Raw genomic sequence first — 16770 nt, 5'->3', positions numbered from 1 at the left:
TCCGATATCAGACGGTCAGACGCTTACGGCCTTTGGCGCGACGACGCGACAGAACCTGACGACCGTTCTTGGTGGCCATACGTGCACGGAAACCGTGAGTACGAGCGCGCTTGATGGTGCTGGGCTGGAAAGTGCGTTTCATGGTGCGTTTACCTGGTGATCCATTGCGGGCCGGAATGGCCCCCTTTTAAGAGACCGGCGATTGTAGAGAAGCTATCGAGCCAGGTCAATTTCCAACCAGCTCTGCATGGATGAAAAAATAAGAGGAAAAGAAATATAAGCTCTTAAGATGTAATGCTTATATATGTGCAGCACCTTTTCTGTGGATAGATGGCTTCAGACCTTAGGAGACGGGCACTCCCGCGAATGCAAACTTGGTGCGAAAGCGGTGCTCACCCCGTGCAGAGGCTCTGCGCAAGCTGGGGATTAAAACCTGAGATATCCACAGGCGGTGTTAATCAGTGCTTTTGAACAGGCTTGACCACTGCCCTCAGGGGTATTTATCAACAGACTTGGCGACAATGCTTTTCCATGCATTGAGTGGGTGACCAGACCTAGGGTATTCCGTCCTGCGCTTCAGGTTTGTTGTGGATAACCTGAGGGCGCGCCGTTACAATGGCCGCCGTCTTACCTCGACTGAGTCGATAGGAGCTTCCGTGTCGGTGGAACTTTGGCAGCAGTGTGTTGAGCTTTTGCGCGATGAACTGCCTGCTCAGCAATTCAACACATGGATTCGTCCACTACAGGTGGAAGGCGATGGTGATGAGCTGCGCGTCTATGCGCCCAATCGCTTCGTGCTCGACTGGGTCAACGAAAAGTACCTTTCCCGATTGTTGGAACTGCTGTCGGAGCGTTCAAGCGGAATCGCTCCGGCGCTTTCTCTCCTTATAGGCAGTAAACGGACGTCATCCGCCGCTCTTCCTTCGGCTGCTGCTGCACGTGCTCAGCCACAGCAAATGGCAGTAAGCGCGCCTGCGCCGGCCATGCAGGCGCCACGCTTCGAGCCGTTGTCGGCTGACACCAGTGAACCCGAGCAGCCGCGTGTCGAGCGTACCGTGCAGGTCGAGGGTGGGCTCAAGCACACCAGCTACCTGAACCGGACCTTTACCTTCGAAAATTTCGTCGAGGGCAAATCCAACCAGTTGGCGCGAGCCGCTGCCTGGCAGGTTGCCGACAATCCCAAGCATGGCTACAACCCGCTTTTTCTGTACGGCGGTGTTGGCCTGGGTAAGACTCACCTGATGCATGCAGTGGGTAATCACCTGCTGAAGAAGAACCCCAACGCCAAAGTGGTTTACCTGCACTCCGAGCGCTTCGTGGCCGATATGGTCAAGGCACTGCAGCTCAATGCCATCAACGAGTTCAAGCGCTTCTATCGCTCGGTCGATGCGCTGCTGATCGACGATATCCAGTTCTTCGCCAAAAAAGAGCGTTCGCAAGAAGAGTTCTTTCACACCTTCAACGCGCTGCTCGAAGGTGGCCAGCAGGTCATCCTCACCAGTGACCGCTATCCCAAGGAAATCGACGGCCTTGAGGAACGTCTGAAATCGCGTTTTGGCTGGGGGCTGACCGTTGCCGTCGAGCCGCCCGAGCTTGAGACTCGTGTAGCGATCCTGATGAAGAAGGCGGACCAGGCGAAGGTGGACCTGCCCCACGACGCGGCTTTCTTCATTGCCCAGCGGATCCGTTCGAACGTCCGTGAACTCGAAGGAGCGCTGAAGCGGGTCATCGCCCATGCTCACTTCATGGGGCGCGATATCACGATCGAACTGATTCGCGAATCGCTGAAGGACTTGCTGGCGTTGCAGGATAAACTGGTCAGCGTCGACAATATCCAGCGCACCGTGGCCGAATACTACAAGATCAAGATATCCGACTTGCTCTCGAAGCGGCGATCGCGATCGGTCGCCCGACCGCGGCAGGTGGCCATGGCCCTGTCCAAGGAGCTGACCAACCACAGCCTCCCTGAGATCGGCGACGCGTTCGGTGGGCGGGATCACACCACGGTTCTGCATGCTTGCCGTAAGATCGCTGAACTACGGGAAACTGACGCAGATATACGTGAAGATTACAAGAATTTGCTGCGAACTTTGACAACCTGAGTGCGACCTAATCTATAGGCAAGGGACCAGACCATGCATTTCTCCATTCAGCGCGAAGCCCTGTTGAAACCCCTGCAGCTGGTTGCTGGCGTCGTTGAGCGCCGTCAGACCTTGCCGGTGCTGTCCAACGTACTGCTTGTGGTGCAAGGACAGCAATTGTCGCTGACCGGTACCGATCTCGAAGTCGAACTGGTCGGCCGTGTTGCCCTTGAAGAGGCCGCCGAGCCAGGCGAGATCACCGTTCCGGCGCGCAAACTCATGGACATTTGCAAGAGCCTGCCGAGCGATGCGCTGATCAATATCCGTCTCGATGATCAGAAGGTTGTTATCAAGTCCGGGCGCAGCCGCTTTACCCTTTCAACTTTGCCGGCCAATGACTTCCCTACGGTTGAAGAAGGCCCAGGTTCACTTTCCTTCACCGTCGAACAGGGCAAGCTGCGCAAGCTGATCGAGCGCAGCAGCTTTGCCATGGCGCAGCAGGACGTTCGCTACTACCTCAACGGTATGCTCATCGAAGTTTCAAGCGGAATGCTGCGCGCCGTAGCGACGGACGGCCACCGCCTGGCGATGTGCTCGATGCAGGCGAGGTTCGAGCAACCCGATCGGCATCAGGTCATCGTGCCGCGTAAGGGTATCCTCGAGCTCGCGCGGCTGCTCAATGATCAGGACGCCGAGGTCAGCATCGTTCTGGGCCAGCACCATATTCGCGCCACCACTGGCGAGTTCACCTTCACCTCCAAGCTGGTGGACGGCAAGTTCCCGGACTATGAGCGCGTGCTGCCGCGTGGTGGTGACAAGCTTGTGGTGGGAGATCGTCAGTTGCTGCGTGAAGCGTTCAGTCGCACGGCGATTCTCTCCAACGAAAAGTACCGCGGCATTCGTCTGCAGCTGGAAAGTGGGCTGTTGAAGATTCAGGCGAACAACCCCGAACAGGAAGAAGCTGAGGAAGAGGTTGCGGTCGACTACAACGGCAGTTCGTTGGAGATCGGTTTCAATGTCAGCTATCTGCTCGATGTGCTGGGCGTGATGACCACCGAACAGGTGCGTCTGATTCTGTCTGACGCGAACAGCAGTGCTCTGGTTCAGGAATTCGATAACGACGATTCCGCATATGTCGTGATGCCGATGCGTCTGTAAACCAGCTTCATGTCCCTCAGTCGCCTTTCCGTCACCGGGGTCCGCAATCTGCACCCGGTGACGCTATCTCCCTCCTCTCGAATCAACATCCTCTTCGGCGATAACGGTAGCGGAAAAACCAGCCTGCTCGAAGCCATTCACCTGCTGGGGCTGGCGCGCTCGTTTCGTAGCATTCGGCTGAACCCCGTCATCACCTATGAACAATCAGCGTGCACCGTTTTTGGTCAAGTTGATCTGCCAGATCAGCACAGTCGTGCGTTGGGGGTTTCCCGGGATCGTAGCGGTGACGTCCGGATCCGTATCGATGGACAGGGGGTCAGGTCAGCCGCGGAGCTTGCCGATACGCTGCCTATGCAACTGATCAATCCAGATAGTTTCCGCCTTCTCGAAGGCGCACCGAAATTACGTAGGCAGTTTCTTGATTGGGGCGTGTTCCACGTGGAACATCGGTTCATGCCAGCCTGGCTACGCATGCAGCAGGCGCTCCGGCAACGGAACTCGTGGCTGCGGCATGGTACACTGGACGGCGCTTCGGATGCGGCCTGGAGCCGGGAACTGACGCTGGCAAGTGATGAAATTGACGGATATCGACGGGCCTATATTCAGGCACTTAAACCAGCATTTGAATCGACCCTCGCGGCCTTGCTCGACTTGGACGGCCTGAAGCTGAGTTATTACAGGGGGTGGGATAAAGACCGCTCCTTGGCTGATGTGCTGGCGTCTTCGCTGGAACGGGATAGGTCATTAGGGCACACCCAATCCGGGCCGCAGCGTGCGGATCTGCGATTGAAGGTTGGCAATCACAACGCGGCTGAAGTGCTGTCGCGCGGCCAGCAGAAATTGGTGGTGTGTGCTTTGCGTATTGCTCAGGGCCATCTGGTTAGCGAAACCAAACGCGGTCAGTGCATCTATCTTGTCGACGATCTGCCGTCCGAATTGGACGCGCAACATAGGTTGGCGCTGTGCAAGTTGCTTGAGCAACTTAACTGTCAGGTGTTTATCACCTGCGTAGATTCATCCATTTTGCAAGAAGGCTGGCATGAACAGACGCCAGTCTCAATGTTTCACGTGGAACATGGGCAAATTACCCAGATCCACGGCCCCTCGGGAGTGAAGGCATGAGCGAAAACCACACGTACGATTCGTCGAGCATCAAGGTACTCAAAGGCCTTGATGCAGTGCGCAAGCGCCCTGGCATGTACATCGGCGATACCGACGACGGCACCGGTTTGCATCACATGGTCTTCGAGGTCGTCGATAACTCGATCGACGAAGCGCTGGCCGGGCATTGCAGCGATATCTCCATCACCATCCATACCGATGAATCCATCACCGTTCGCGACAACGGTCGCGGCATCCCGGTGGATATCCATGAGGAAGGTGTTTCGGCGGCAGAGGTCATCATGACCGTGCTGCACGCCGGCGGTAAGTTCGATGACAACTCCTACAAGGTATCCGGTGGACTCCACGGCGTAGGTGTTTCGGTGGTCAATGCGCTGTCCGAGGAGTTGATGCTGACCATCCGCCGGGAGGGCAAGGTCTGGGAACAGCTCTACCGTCATGGCGTGCCCCAGGCACCTCTGGCTCCGGTAGGTGAAACTGATACCTCGGGTACACAGATTCACTTCAAGCCGTCGTCCGAGACCTTCCAGAACATCCATTTCAGCTGGGATATTCTGGCCAAGCGTCTGCGCGAACTGTCATTCCTGAACTCGGGGGTCGGTATTGTCCTGCGGGACGAGCGTACCGCCAAGGAAGAGCTGTTCAAGTACGAGGGCGGTCTGAGCGCGTTCGTTGCTTACCTGAACACAAACAAAACCCCCGTCAACGAGGTGTTCCACTTCAACGTTCAGCGTGACGACGGCGTTGGTGTCGAGGTGGCGCTGCAGTGGAACGACAGCTTTAACGAGAACATTCTCTGCTTTACCAACAATATTCCTCAGCGTGACGGTGGTACCCACCTGGCCGGCTTCCGCTCAGCGCTGACGCGAAACCTGAATTCCTACATCGAGCAGGAAGGTCTGGCCAAGAAGCACAAGATCGCCACTACCGGCGACGATGCCCGCGAAGGCCTGACCGCGATCATTTCGGTGAAGGTTCCGGATCCTAAGTTCAGCTCGCAGACCAAGGACAAACTGGTTTCCTCGGAAGTGAAAACGGCCGTGGAACAGGAGATGGGCAAGTACTTCGGTGATTTCCTCCTCGAGCATCCGGGCGAGGCCAAGGCCGTTGTCGGCAAGATGATTGATGCCGCCCGTGCTCGCGAGGCTGCGCGCAAGGCTCGGGAAATGACCCGTCGTAAAGGCGCTCTGGATATCGCCGGCCTGCCGGGCAAACTTGCTGACTGCCAGGAAAAGGATCCCGCGCTTTCCGAACTCTACATAGTGGAGGGTGATTCCGCGGGTGGCTCGGCCAAGCAAGGTCGTAACCGCAAGACTCAAGCAATTTTGCCGCTCAAGGGCAAGATCCTTAACGTCGAGAAGGCACGTTTCGACAAGATGATCTCATCCCAGGAAGTGGGTACCCTGATTACCGCTCTGGGCTGTGGTATCGGGCGTGAAGAGTACAACATCGACAAGCTGCGCTATCACAACATCATCATCATGACCGACGCCGACGTCGACGGTTCGCACATCCGGACGCTGTTGTTGACCTTCTTCTTCCGTCAGCTGCCTGAGCTGATTGAGCGCGGCTATGTATATATCGCCCAGCCGCCGCTCTATAAGGTCAAGCGTGGCAAGCAGGAGCAGTACATCAAGGACGATGAGGCGATGGAGGAATACCTCACTCAGTCGGCCCTGGAAGACGCCAGCCTGCACGTCAATGAGCATGCCCCAGGCCTTTCTGGTGGAGCGCTGGAGAAGCTGGTCAACGATTACCGTACGGTGATGAAAACTCTGCAGCGCCTATCGCGTCTGTATCCACTGGAGTTGACTGAGCACTTCATCTACCTGCCGCGTGTTTCAGTAGAGCAGTTGGCCGATCACACCGCGATGCAGGCCTGGCTGGAGCAGTACAGCGCGCAACTCAAGGTCGGTGAACGCTCCGGTTTGATCTACAACGTCAGCTTGCGTGAAGACAAAGAGCGCCACCTGTGGCTGCCGGAAGTCGAGATCAGCTCCCACGGCCTGGCCAGCTACATCACCTTCAACCGCGATTTCTTCGCCAGCAACGATTACCGGACCGTAACCGCTCTCGGTGAGAAGCTGAACAGCCTGCTCGAAGAGGGAGCCTATGTTCAGCGCGGCGAGCGCAAAAAGCAGGTATCCACTTTCAAGCAAGCGCTGGAATGGTTGATGACCGAAGGCACGCGCCGCCACAGCGTTCAGCGATACAAGGGACTGGGCGAGATGAACCCGGATCAATTGTGGGAAACCACCATGGATCCAAACGTACGGCGCATGTTGAAAGTGACGATCGAAGATGCCATTGGTGCAGATCAGATCTTCAATACCCTGATGGGCGATGCAGTTGAACCGCGTCGCGACTTCATCGAAACCAACGCTCTGGCAGTGTCTAATCTGGACTTCTGATTCGTTCTGTCGATGGGCAGATTAATTGGCATGGTTTTGCGAGTTATTGGCATGCCAAAATCAGAAACTACCCCGGCCTAGCGCCGGGGTTTTTCTTTGTAGATCAGGGTTTTGAACATAGCCACACAGTCCCGGATAGGTGTGCTGTGTAGTGAAGCTACAAGGAAGAGGCGAAAAATATCGTTTTGGCGTGGACGAATTCTGGGAGATTCGGCGGGGTGGATGGATCGCCTCAATTCATGCCAATCAAAATAGCATCGCCCATCAGCAGTCAATCTGACGGGCAGTGCGATGCGACACGCTTGCGGCTTCATTAAAACGAACCGCATGCTGATGTACCTGCCACCTGCCACCTGCCACCTGCCACCTGCCACCTGCCACCTGCCACCTGCCACCTGCCACCTGCCACCTGCCATGTAGGTGGACAAAGTTATTTGCCCATTCGGACAAAGTTAGGGGGTTAGGCCAAAGTTAATGGCCCACTCCCCTCCTGCTGGTAAACCTCGGTTGACTGAAAGGTCTGCCGGGGTTTTGTCATTCAGGGACATTTGATTTTTCGGGCTTCAAGTGGCGTCGACTTGTAGAATCGAGCCACATTTTTCTGATGCGCTCAGGAGTCATGGCAGCAATCGCCAGGTACTGGGCGTCGTGCTTTGTATAGGAATTGATTTACCCATGGCTGACAAGCTGTCACTCGAAACGCTGGAGTCCTGGCTCTGGGAATCCGCCAACATTCTGCGCGGTTCCATCGACTCCTCCGACTTCAAGAACTACATCTTCGGCCTGCTCTTCCTTAAGCGTTACAACGACGTGTTCGACGAGCGTGTCGCAAAGCTGATGAAGGATGAAAGCCTGAACTATAGCGATGCCCAGGAAGAAATCGAGGACAAATGGGGCAAATTTCCGATCAGTGCCCGTTGGTTCGATCTAATCTCACGCACCGAAAATATTGGCGAGGCCCTGGACAAGGCGTTCGCGACCATCGAGGCCAACAACCCTGAGCTGCAACACGTACTGACCGCTACGCAATACGGTGACAAGCGTGTGCTGTCAGATGCCACCTTGCAGCGCCTGCTGCGTCACTTTAACCAGTACAAGCTAGGCAATGACGACCTTTACAAGGCCGACATGCTGGGTGATGCCTACGAGTATCTGATTAAGCAGTTTGCCGATGATGCAGGCAAAAAAGGCGGTGAGTTCTATACGCCCAAGGCTGTGGTGCAACTGGTTGTTGAGTTAATAGACCCGCAGCCAGGCCACAGCGTGTATGACCCCACCTGTGGCAGCGGCGGCATGCTGGTTGAGAGCGCTCACCATGTATCCGGTCTGCCAAATGGCACTCTGATGGGTAAACCCAATGTGTTGCTGTATGGGCAGGAAAGGAACCTAGGCACCTGGGCTATCGCCAAGCTCAATCTTTACCTGCACAACATGCACGCATCCATTGAGCGCGGAGACACCTTGGTCGAGCCCAGGCACCTCGACGGCGATTATCTGAAGACTTTCGACCGGGTAATTGCCAATCCACCCTTCTCAGCCAAGGCTTGGTGGACTCCGCTAGAGCTCAGTAACGAAAACGAGCAAGACAGCGGTAGAAAGCCCAAGCCGCCTAACTACAAGCAGGTTAGCGACCCGTATGGTCGCTTGGTCTATGGCATCCCGCCACGGGGCTATGCTGATCTTGCCTTTGCCCAGCATATGCTGGCTAGTCTAAAGGCCGATGGGCGCATGGGCATTATCCTGCCGCACGGTGTGCTGTTCCGTAGCGGCGAAGAAGGCAGGATTCGTGAGGGGCTGCTATTCGGCACTGATACGGCGAATGGTAGCCAGCCGGGTGATTTGATTGAAGCCATCATCGGGCTGCCCTCGGCTTTGTTCTACAACACCGGAATCCCGGCTTGCGTGCTGATTCTCAACAAGCAGAAACCCGCTGCCCTCAAGGGCAACGTCATCATCATTGATGCCAGCCGTGACTACCTAGAAGGCAAGGCGCAAAACAGCCTGAGCGCTGAACACATTACCCGCATCGTCAGCACCCACAAGGCTGCATTCGAGCTGCAAGCTGAGGTCGAAACCTATTGTCGGCTGGTGACTCTTGACGAGATCCGCAGCAACGACGGCAATCTTAATATTGCTCGCTATATCGATAACGGTGAGACAGAAGAGGTTGTGGACATAGCCGAGCGATTTATTTCCTTCATACGGTCGCGTTACCAGCCGGGCAGGCATGGTCATCCGACGCAGTGGCCAAAAGATGAGCTCGCCAGCATGTCTAAATGCGGAGGCCGCTGATGCGCGTCATCCTGAGTCGAAAAGGTTTTGATTCCACGGCAGGGGGGTGTCCAAGCCCGATTTTTCCGGATGGGCGCATGCTTTCATTGCCTATTCCGGATAAAGGCTCGCCCATTGCCTATCAAGACCTGTCGTTTGGGGATATGAACGTTGGTGATCTGATTGTAGAGCTCACAGGCGATGCCAAGCGGAGTCGCCATTTCGCTCACTTGGATCCAGATCTGCGCGCTGATTCCCTACCACGGTCGCCTGGTTGGAAACCTTTATTGGGACAGATGGGTAGTGCCCAAGGGCACCTTCGCAAGCAGGGCGTTCAAGCCGGTGATGTTTTTCTGTTCTTTGGATCGTTCAGACCTGTTGAGCAGACGGCAGAAGGCTGGCGCTTCAAAAGAGCGGAACGGGCACGCCATATCATCTGGGGTTGGATGCAGATTGGGCGGATTCACAAGGTTGATGAACTCCCAAGTGATGAAATGCATTGGGCGCGCTATCACCCGCATTTCGCATACTCCCCAGATGCATCCAATACCCTGTATGAGTCAACAGATCAGCTAGTTGTTGGCGGTGCTCACACCCATGCTCTAGGTTCAGGTGTATTCACAAATTTTGATGAGAGATTGGTGCTGACAGCCCCCGAGAGTAATGCCCAAACTAGCTGGAGGCTGCCAAGCTTTTTGGCTCCAGTAGATGGACGCTCACAGCTGAGTTATCACGGTGATGCACGTCGATGGCGCATAGTTGGTGATGAGTGTTTGCTCAACAGTGTGGCCAGAGGGCAAGAGTTCGTCTTTGACACGCAGGGGCAGGACGCTCCTATTCAGTGGATTCTGTCCCTGCTCGAGTCGATTCCATCCAGCAACTGAGGTGGAGACCAAGAACGCCGGGACAGTTCGACTTTCCGGTTTTCCCCTGCTTCGAAGAAACTTTTTCTGCACTCCGTGTATTTATCCCAGGCCTTTGCGCGGGCCGGATCTTCAGATGCCTGGTGATCAGCGACTGGGGATTGCTACGTTTGAACATAGGCAGGAAGTATGGCCCGCTTCCGAAATGCGGCTCAGCGATAAAATTCAATCACCCGATGACGGCGATAGCTCAAAAAATGCTCAATTATTGCTGAGCCATAATTTCTTAAAATCTGGACGATATTCGTTTGTGGCTTGTGCGTGGATTCTTCAGAACAATCTGACAGTGGCGCCATGCTCGACTTTGCGGCAGATTGCTAGCTAGAATCTGTCGCAGGCGCCCGCCCAACTTGCACACGAGTTAAAAAAGGCTTTTTGTTTTGCCCTCCTCTTGTTGATATCTGAAACCTTCAAAGCCTAGTCGTCTGGGGCTTAAACGTGTGCCACGTGCTCCTAACGGTTGGGCTATGAGGATGGTTTCATGGCTATCAAAGAACTCGCGTTTTCCGCGAAGCAGCATCTAAATTCCGCAACCGGTCAGCAATTCAAGCAGAGCCATGTCTATGAGCTTTTAGCTGCATGCAATGGATTTAAGTCCAGTGCTTCGCTGAATTCCCATCATGTATTTGCCACGCTGGATGACGAGCCTGAAATCTCCAGCGAGCGTTTGCTGCTTCTGCATCAGCGTCTGATTGACCTGGGCTATGCAGACGTTGCAGAGGCAGCAGGCTCTGCAATATTGCACTTCGTCAGTCTGCATCGATTTGCAGCTGTGCCCCTCTCGTTCGTGCTTGCCTCTGTAAGGAGCGGCGATATCGGGGAACGCTATCTCGATGACTATTACGATGATCCTGACGACGATGGTGATGATGGTTTCGAGGTTGCTCACTCTCGAAAAGAGCTTTGGTTGGACGAGGATCGGCTAGATCTTCTTTTCGATGGGCTGGATGCTGCGGCAGGCCGAGGGAATGCCTTGGCTCATTACGCACTTGCGCTTATTTACGGGCGAGGTGGGATTTTGGATGAGCATGATCCCAGTCCTGGTGACGACTATTGGCTCAAGCAGTGGGAGCTTGGAAAAGAGCTTAAGGGCGTCGAGCTGGAGTGGGCGCAAGCCGCCCTGGCAGATCGTGAGCGGATATCGAAATCTGATTTTCATCTCGAACAAGCAGCTTTATTGGGTTTCGATGAAGCGGTTGTCGATCTTGCAGAAAAAACCGGAGATCAAGCGCTACTCAGTCGGGTTTTTGCTCTTTCTTCCTTCAGTGAACCGATGCGGATTGCTGATTTAGCGGCGCAGTGTGGTCAGCCTGCGATGTCAAAGCATTGGTGCATCCAAGCGGCTAGACAGGGTGACCTGCAAGCCATGCGTCACCTGATCGATCACATCGATTCGGAAAATATATTCCAAGGCTGGGTCTGGGTTTTCTTATCAGAGATGCTCGGTCGCGATCTCCGGAATAGCTCGATGAGGGCATACCACGACGGTGGCATGTATGCCGATCAAGAGTACGACGATGATCAAGGTGGCCCGCTCTATGTCGCTGGGGATGAGGGCGTAGAACTGGAGCCCATCAGTTCTGCTGAAGAGGCTGAGGCCAAGAGGCAGGCGGCTGAACTGTTCCGCAGTATTGGTAGTAAGGGCGCTTTCGGCATGATGGATTCAACTACAGGGAGTTTCGTATGAGTGCTCAGCCGCAAAACCTGAATGTCGCCATGTTCATTGATGCTGACAATGCGCCAAGCCGCAAGATAGGGGACGTTCTCGCTGAACTCGCTTCCTACGGTTCGGTGTCCATTCGCCGAGCCTATGGCAACTGGAAGAACCCATGCCTGGATCCATGGGGCAAAGTGCTGCATGAGCATGCAATTCAGCCGATTCAGCAGTTCGATCTGGTTAAAGGTAAGAACGCGACGGACATGGCCATGGCTGTTGATGCCATGGATGTGCTGTTCAATAAGCCCGTCGATGTCTTCTGTTTGGTTTCGTCCGACTGCGATTTCACCCCACTAGTCATGCGACTGCGGGCCGAAGGCAAGCAAGTCGTGGGTTTTGGTGAACGCAAAACGCCTGAGCCTTTCGTGAATGCGTGCTCACGATTTCTGTATGTTGATCAACCAGAGCTGACGGATGACCAGGTTGGTGCTCTGATCACGCATCTGGAAAAAAGCTTGGCAGTTGAAGACTCAGGGCTCGTGCCTGCTCCTGAGAGAAAAACCTGCAAGGAACTCAAAGGTGATACCAAGCTAATGAATCTGCTTCGCAACGCGGTCGCATATGCAGAGAGCGAAGATGGCTGGGCCTCTTTGGCAACGGTGGGTAGTCGGATCGGTAATCAGGCTTCGTTCGATGCCCGGAACTACGGTTATCCACGGTTGGTAGACCTTTTTGCGGCCATCGATCTTTTCGAGATGAAGCGAGTTAACAATCACCCTCAGATTAGGTACAAGAGGCGATCTGCTACTTCAGTGGCCTAACCTTTTCGCTGAGACCACATAGAGCTGCTATAGCGAATGGCTTACATGGCCTGACGGTGTTGGCCGCTTCCTGCATGGCCTTGTGGGCACTAATCTAGCTCCATCCACTGAGCAACGGATGTGCTCGGCATCAAGGATGATTGGCCATTGCTAGGACGCATCGACAGGATGTTGGATGGTCAGGAAAGAACCCGCTTCGGCGGGTTTTTTGTTGCCTGAAAAAAGGGGGCGGGCATGTGGCCACTCCCCTGCAAGCCTGAGGCGCTGGCCGCTGCGTCTACGGGTTTTGTGCGGGGTGGAGCAGGCGTGCTACTCGATTCATGTATTAACAAATACGTTAATAGATTCCCGAGCTGTGGGGTGCGCATAACGGGCGCTATGTTCAATAGTGCCCCGCTGCGGACAGGGTGCTGGCGACCACTTCAGCATTATGTGGCTACCGAGCACCTGGGGTGTGGTGCCGCAGTCAGGAGGCACTTGGTCGGTGTGTTACTGGCGGGGGTGCCAACCCGCTTGCCAAACGACGGCTACCCTGTCACTGTAAATACGAATGTCATTACAGTGAGGGCCGCACCATGGCGTCCATCAATATCCGCATCGACGACGAGCTTAAGGCGCGTGCTTACCAGGAGCTGGAAAAGCTCGGCGTCACCCCCTCTGAACTGATGCGCCAGGCTTTGCAGTATGTGGCCGAGCGCGGACAGCTGCCATTTCGCCCGGTGCTGATGACCGAGGAAGATGAAGCGTTAATCGCTACGGTTCGTGAACGCCTGGCCGCTCCGCAGCGCGTGAAGGTTGCGTTGGATGATCTATAGCCTTGAGTTTGATGCGCGGGCACTGAAGGAATGGCAAAAACTGGGTGATACCGTTCGCCAGCAGCTGAAGAAAAAGCTCGCTGAGGTGTTGCTGAATCCGCGCATTGAAGCCAATCGGCTCCATTCGCTGCCGGACTGCTACAAGATCAAGCTGCGCAGCAGTGGTTATCGCCTGGTGTACCAGGTGCTTGACCACGAGGTGGTGGTGTTTGTGGTCGCGGTTGATCGCCGTGAGCGTGAGCAGGCCTATCGCAAGGCAGCCGAGCGTCTTAAATAGTGGGCTCAGCTGTTCCCCTATGACTGAAAGGTGGTCTCGGCACGATGAGTGGTGATGATCTGCTTGAGCATCTACGGGCCGAAAATGCGCGGTTGATCGCGCTGTTGGACGCGCATGGTGTTGAGTGGCGCTTGCCTGACGAGCCGCCGCTAGTTGAACCGACTAGCCCGCCTCCACTGATAAGTTCGAGTCTCGACACGGATGCCAAGTTGGCGTTGTTCAGGCGACTGTTTCGGGGCCGTGCCGATGTGTTTCCCGTGCGCTGGGAAAGCAAGGCCGGTAAATCGGGCTACTCACCGGCGTGCGCCAATGAATGGCGTCCAGGCGTGTGTGAGAAGCCACGGATCAAGTGCGGAGATTGCTCGTTCCGCCAACTCCTGCCGCTGACTGATCAGGTGCTCTACAAGCATCTGGCGGGAGAGATTGTTATCGGCGCTTACCCGTTGCTGCCAGACGACACCTGCTACTTCCTGGCAGTGGATTTTGACGAGGCCGATTGGCGCGCGGATGTCATGGCGTTCGCTCAGTCTTGCCGCGAGTTGGGTGTGCCGGTGGCCCTGGAGATTTCCCGCTCCGGTAACGGGGCGCATGCCTGGATTTTCTTCGAGCGTAATGTCCCCGCCTATGAGGCGCGCCTGCTCGGCTCCGCGATCATCAGTCATACCTGCGAGCGCACCCGGCAACTGACGCTGAGCTCGTATGACCGACTGTTTCCAAATCAGGACAGCATGCCCAAAGGCGGCTTTGGTAACTTGATTGCCTTGCCCTTGCAGAAGCGAGCTCGCGCGCTCAACGGCAGTGTTTTTGCCGATGAGACGTTGGTGGCCTATCCCGACCAATGGGCATTTCTGGCCAGCATTCAGCCTATGCCCGTGCAGGATATTGCGCCGAAAACCCTGCTGGCCACTGGAGGTCGGCATCCGTTGGATGTCACCGCAGTAGCGGATGACGAGGAGTCGAAACCCTGGCAGCGCACAGCGGAAAAGACTCAGAAGTTGGCTTGTCCGTTACCCGAGTCAGTGAACGTTACCCTGGCCAACCAGATCTATTTCGACAAGTCCGAACTGCCCCAGCCATTGGTCAACAAGCTCATCCGCTTGGCGGCCTTTCAGAACCCCGAATTCTACAAGGCACAGGCCATGCGTCTGCCTGTGTGGAACAAGCCCCGGATCATTGGTTGCGCGGAAAACTTTCCCCAGCATATTGCCTTGCCCCGTGGCTGCCTGGATGACGTGCGGGCATTGCTGCATGACAACGGGATTGAGCTGGTGCTGCACGATGAGCGCTTCGCTGGAGAGCCCATCGATGTCCACTTTGCGGGCACGCTACGCCCGGATCAAGAGGCTGCTCTCGAAGGCATGTTGGCGCACGACACCGGCGTCCTCTGTGCGCCCACTGCTTTTGGAAAAACCGTCACGGCTGCCGCGCTGATTGCCCGGCGTGGTGTGAACACGCTGGTGCTGGTGCACCGGACGGAGTTGCTCCAGCAGTGGAAGGAGCGGTTGCAGGCGTTTCTGGGTGCAGACAAAACGAAAGTCGGCACCATCGGCGGTGGTAAGACCAAGCCGACAGGCATCATCGATATTGCAGTAATGCAGTCCTTGTCGCGGCAGGGCGAAGTCAGCGAGCAGGTGAAAAACTACGGGCTAATCATCGTAGATGAGTGCCACCACCTGTCAGCCTTTTCGTTCGAGGCCCTCCTCAAGGCTACTGGGGCTAAATATGTGGTGGGGATGACTGCTACACCCATACGTCGTGATGGTAAGCAGCCGATTATCTTCATGCAGTGCGGGCCCATTCGGCATACCGCGAGCCGGCCCGAGAGTGCTCCTACTGATTTGGCCGTGACTCCTCAGTGGTTGTCACGACCAATCGTCATGCCTGAAGGAGCAGGCATCCAGGATGTTTTCTTGCAGGTGTGCAACGACACGGAGCGAACAGCCAAGGTTGTTGTCGAGGTCGGAGAGGCTTTTGACCAAGGCCGGAAGATCCTGGTGCTGACAGAGCGAACGGATCACCTCAGTGCCATTGAGGAGCAGCTGGTTGGCCGGGTCGAGAATCTATTTACGCTGCATGGGCGGTTGTCCAAGAAGCAGCGCACTGCCCTAATCGGCGAGTTGCAAGCACTGCCACCCGATGCACCACGGGTGATCCTGGCGACTGGGAAACTGGTCGGAGAGGGGTTCGACCATCCGGCATTGGATACTTTGGTATTGGCCATGCCGGTTTCCTGGAAGGGCACTCTCCAGCAGTATGCGGGCCGCCTGCACCGGGAACATGCGAGTAAGGCTGATGTGCGCATCATCGACTTCATTGATGCCGGACATCCTGCTTTGCTGCGTATGTGGAGCAAGCGCCAAGCGGGTTACAAGGCGATGGGCTATCGATTTGCTGATTCGTCCAGCTCAATGGAGCTGTTGGCAAAGGGCTAATGAGCCCTTAAACCGCCACCAAGCTTTCCGTCCGTCGGAGGTGGAAAGTGGCTGTTTCCTATGCGGTGGATTCACCGTAATCTGGGTTCCATTGACAGGTTGTCAATCCAGGGCGTGGCTTGAGGCCTTCCTCCAGCACGTCCGCTGTCTTACCGAAATGTAGTGCTGCGACCGGCTCGTTTCAGGGGCTTACGGAAAATGCCATTTATTCCGGTCATTTCGACGAAAAATGCCACTTTATCTGGCTCAATCATGCCAATAATCGTGCCCGTTTCGCGCGTAAGTCATTGATTTTACTATGATGGTGGATGACAGGTTTGTTGCCCGTCGACACGTTCGCCGCCGTTCCAGACCAAGGCAACAAAAACAGAACCCCGACTCACAAGGTCGGGGTTTTTGTTTTTAGGGATAGGCTGTCTAAATCGAACTGACTGTTTTAATCAATTTCGAAATAATCCCTTTCCGGCGTAAGGTTGCTTCATTCGAGATTCATCACCTTACCGAGCCCTCCGGGCCACCATAGTTCACGAGGACAGTTGCCAATGTTGGACACCAATCTCAAGACCCAGTTGAAAGCCTACCTGGAGAAGGTCACCCAGCCCTTCGAGATCGTCGCGTCCCTCGATGACGGCGAGAAATCCCGGGAAATGCTGAGCCTGCTGCAGGACATCGCCGAGCTCAGCGACAAGATCACTCTGAAGACCGACGGCGACGATGCACGCAAGCCGTCGTTCTCGCTCAACCGCATCGGCGGCAACATCAGCCTGCGTTTTGCCGGCATCCCTATGGGCCACGAATTCAC

The 16770-nt window shown here is 55.5% G+C and carries 12 protein-coding genes and 1 pseudogene; 12 read left to right on the top strand and 1 reads right to left on the bottom strand.

Annotated elements, in window-relative coordinates; genetic code table 11:
• Positions 1–7: 7 nt before the first annotated feature.
• Complete coding sequence (rpmH, locus tag CW305_RS14800; protein ID WP_003290924.1) at positions 8–142, bottom strand: 50S ribosomal protein L34; 135 nt, start codon at positions 140–142, stop codon at positions 8–10.
• A 514-nt stretch (positions 143–656) separates the two neighbouring features.
• Between rpmH and dnaA the strand changes: the two genes are divergently transcribed.
• The 12 genes and pseudogenes from dnaA to CW305_RS14740 form a co-directional block, all read left to right on the top strand.
• Positions 657–2102: a chromosomal replication initiator protein DnaA gene (gene dnaA / locus CW305_RS14795; RefSeq protein WP_104098258.1), complete on the top strand. Its 1446-nt coding sequence runs from the start codon at positions 657–659 to the stop codon at positions 2100–2102.
• A gap of 33 nt (positions 2103–2135) precedes the next feature.
• A complete protein-coding gene (gene dnaN / locus CW305_RS14790; protein ID WP_104098257.1) occupies positions 2136–3239 on the top strand; it encodes a DNA polymerase III subunit beta in 1104 nt (367 codons plus the stop codon).
• 9 nt (positions 3240–3248) lie between these two features.
• Positions 3249–4361, top strand: a complete 1113-nt coding sequence (gene recF / locus CW305_RS14785) for a DNA replication/repair protein RecF (protein WP_104098256.1) — start codon at positions 3249–3251, stop codon at positions 4359–4361.
• On the top strand, positions 4358–6772 hold the full coding sequence (gyrB, locus tag CW305_RS14780) for a DNA topoisomerase (ATP-hydrolyzing) subunit B (RefSeq protein WP_023446448.1): 2415 nt from the start codon (positions 4358–4360) through the stop codon (positions 6770–6772). Before recF ends, gyrB begins: the two co-directional genes overlap by 4 nt.
• Positions 6773–7447: 675 nt before the next feature.
• Complete coding sequence (locus CW305_RS14775) at positions 7448–9064, top strand: type I restriction-modification system subunit M (RefSeq protein WP_219819265.1); 1617 nt, start codon at positions 7448–7450, stop codon at positions 9062–9064.
• Positions 9064–9927 carry an Nmad3 family putative nucleotide modification protein gene (locus CW305_RS14770; RefSeq protein WP_104098255.1) on the top strand — a complete coding sequence of 288 codons (864 nt, stop codon included), beginning with the start codon at positions 9064–9066 and terminating at the stop codon, positions 9925–9927. Before CW305_RS14775 ends, CW305_RS14770 begins: the two co-directional genes overlap by 1 nt.
• A gap of 520 nt (positions 9928–10447) precedes the next feature.
• Positions 10448–11653: a hypothetical protein gene (locus tag CW305_RS14765; protein ID WP_104098254.1), complete on the top strand. Its 1206-nt coding sequence runs from the start codon at positions 10448–10450 to the stop codon at positions 11651–11653.
• Positions 11650–12444 carry an NYN domain-containing protein gene (locus CW305_RS14760; protein ID WP_014818488.1) on the top strand — a complete coding sequence of 265 codons (795 nt, stop codon included), beginning with the start codon at positions 11650–11652 and terminating at the stop codon, positions 12442–12444. The genes CW305_RS14765 and CW305_RS14760 overlap by 4 nt, the downstream gene beginning before the upstream one ends.
• A gap of 575 nt (positions 12445–13019) precedes the next feature.
• The gene (locus CW305_RS14755; RefSeq protein WP_003284884.1) at positions 13020–13259 is read left to right on the top strand and encodes a type II toxin-antitoxin system RelB/DinJ family antitoxin; all 240 of its coding nucleotides are present in this window, start codon (positions 13020–13022) and stop codon (positions 13257–13259) included.
• On the top strand, positions 13249–13536 hold the full coding sequence (locus tag CW305_RS14750) for a type II toxin-antitoxin system RelE family toxin (RefSeq protein WP_014818489.1): 288 nt from the start codon (positions 13249–13251) through the stop codon (positions 13534–13536). Before CW305_RS14755 ends, CW305_RS14750 begins: the two co-directional genes overlap by 11 nt.
• 44 nt (positions 13537–13580) lie before the next feature.
• Entirely contained in the window at positions 13581–15968 is a 2388-nt protein-coding gene (locus CW305_RS14745) for a TOTE conflict system archaeo-eukaryotic primase domain-containing protein (RefSeq protein WP_104098253.1), read from the top strand.
• Between the two features lie 542 nt (positions 15969–16510).
• Positions 16511–16770 (top strand): annotated as a pseudogene (locus tag CW305_RS14740) (alkyl hydroperoxide reductase subunit F); the annotation flags it as partial.

The organism is Stutzerimonas kunmingensis (assembly GCF_002929225.1).
Lineage (GTDB): Bacteria > Pseudomonadota > Gammaproteobacteria > Pseudomonadales > Pseudomonadaceae > Stutzerimonas.
Note: the sequence above shows the minus strand (reverse complement) of the source record. Positions and strands in the feature narration are given on the sequence as shown.

What these genes read in the sequence shown, in the direction of transcription:
- recF (WP_104098256.1), top strand. Translation starts at nt 3,249, where the DNA reads ATGTCCCTCAGTCGCCTTTCCGTCACCGGGGTCCGCAATCTGCACCCG.
- CW305_RS14745 (WP_104098253.1), top strand. Translation starts at nt 13,581, where the DNA reads ATGAGTGGTGATGATCTGCTTGAGCATCTACGGGCCGAAAATGCGCGG.
- CW305_RS14750 (WP_014818489.1), top strand. Translation starts at nt 13,249, where the DNA reads ATGATCTATAGCCTTGAGTTTGATGCGCGGGCACTGAAGGAATGGCAA.
- CW305_RS14755 (WP_003284884.1), top strand. Translation starts at nt 13,020, where the DNA reads ATGGCGTCCATCAATATCCGCATCGACGACGAGCTTAAGGCGCGTGCT.
- gyrB (WP_023446448.1), top strand. Translation starts at nt 4,358, where the DNA reads ATGAGCGAAAACCACACGTACGATTCGTCGAGCATCAAGGTACTCAAA.
- CW305_RS14760 (WP_014818488.1), top strand. Translation starts at nt 11,650, where the DNA reads ATGAGTGCTCAGCCGCAAAACCTGAATGTCGCCATGTTCATTGATGCT.
- CW305_RS14770 (WP_104098255.1), top strand. Translation starts at nt 9,064, where the DNA reads ATGCGCGTCATCCTGAGTCGAAAAGGTTTTGATTCCACGGCAGGGGGG.
- CW305_RS14765 (WP_104098254.1), top strand. Translation starts at nt 10,448, where the DNA reads ATGGCTATCAAAGAACTCGCGTTTTCCGCGAAGCAGCATCTAAATTCC.
- rpmH (WP_003290924.1), bottom strand. Translation starts at nt 142, where the DNA reads ATGAAACGCACTTTCCAGCCCAGCACCATCAAGCGCGCTCGTACTCAC.
- dnaN (WP_104098257.1), top strand. Translation starts at nt 2,136, where the DNA reads ATGCATTTCTCCATTCAGCGCGAAGCCCTGTTGAAACCCCTGCAGCTG.
- CW305_RS14775 (WP_219819265.1), top strand. Translation starts at nt 7,448, where the DNA reads ATGGCTGACAAGCTGTCACTCGAAACGCTGGAGTCCTGGCTCTGGGAA.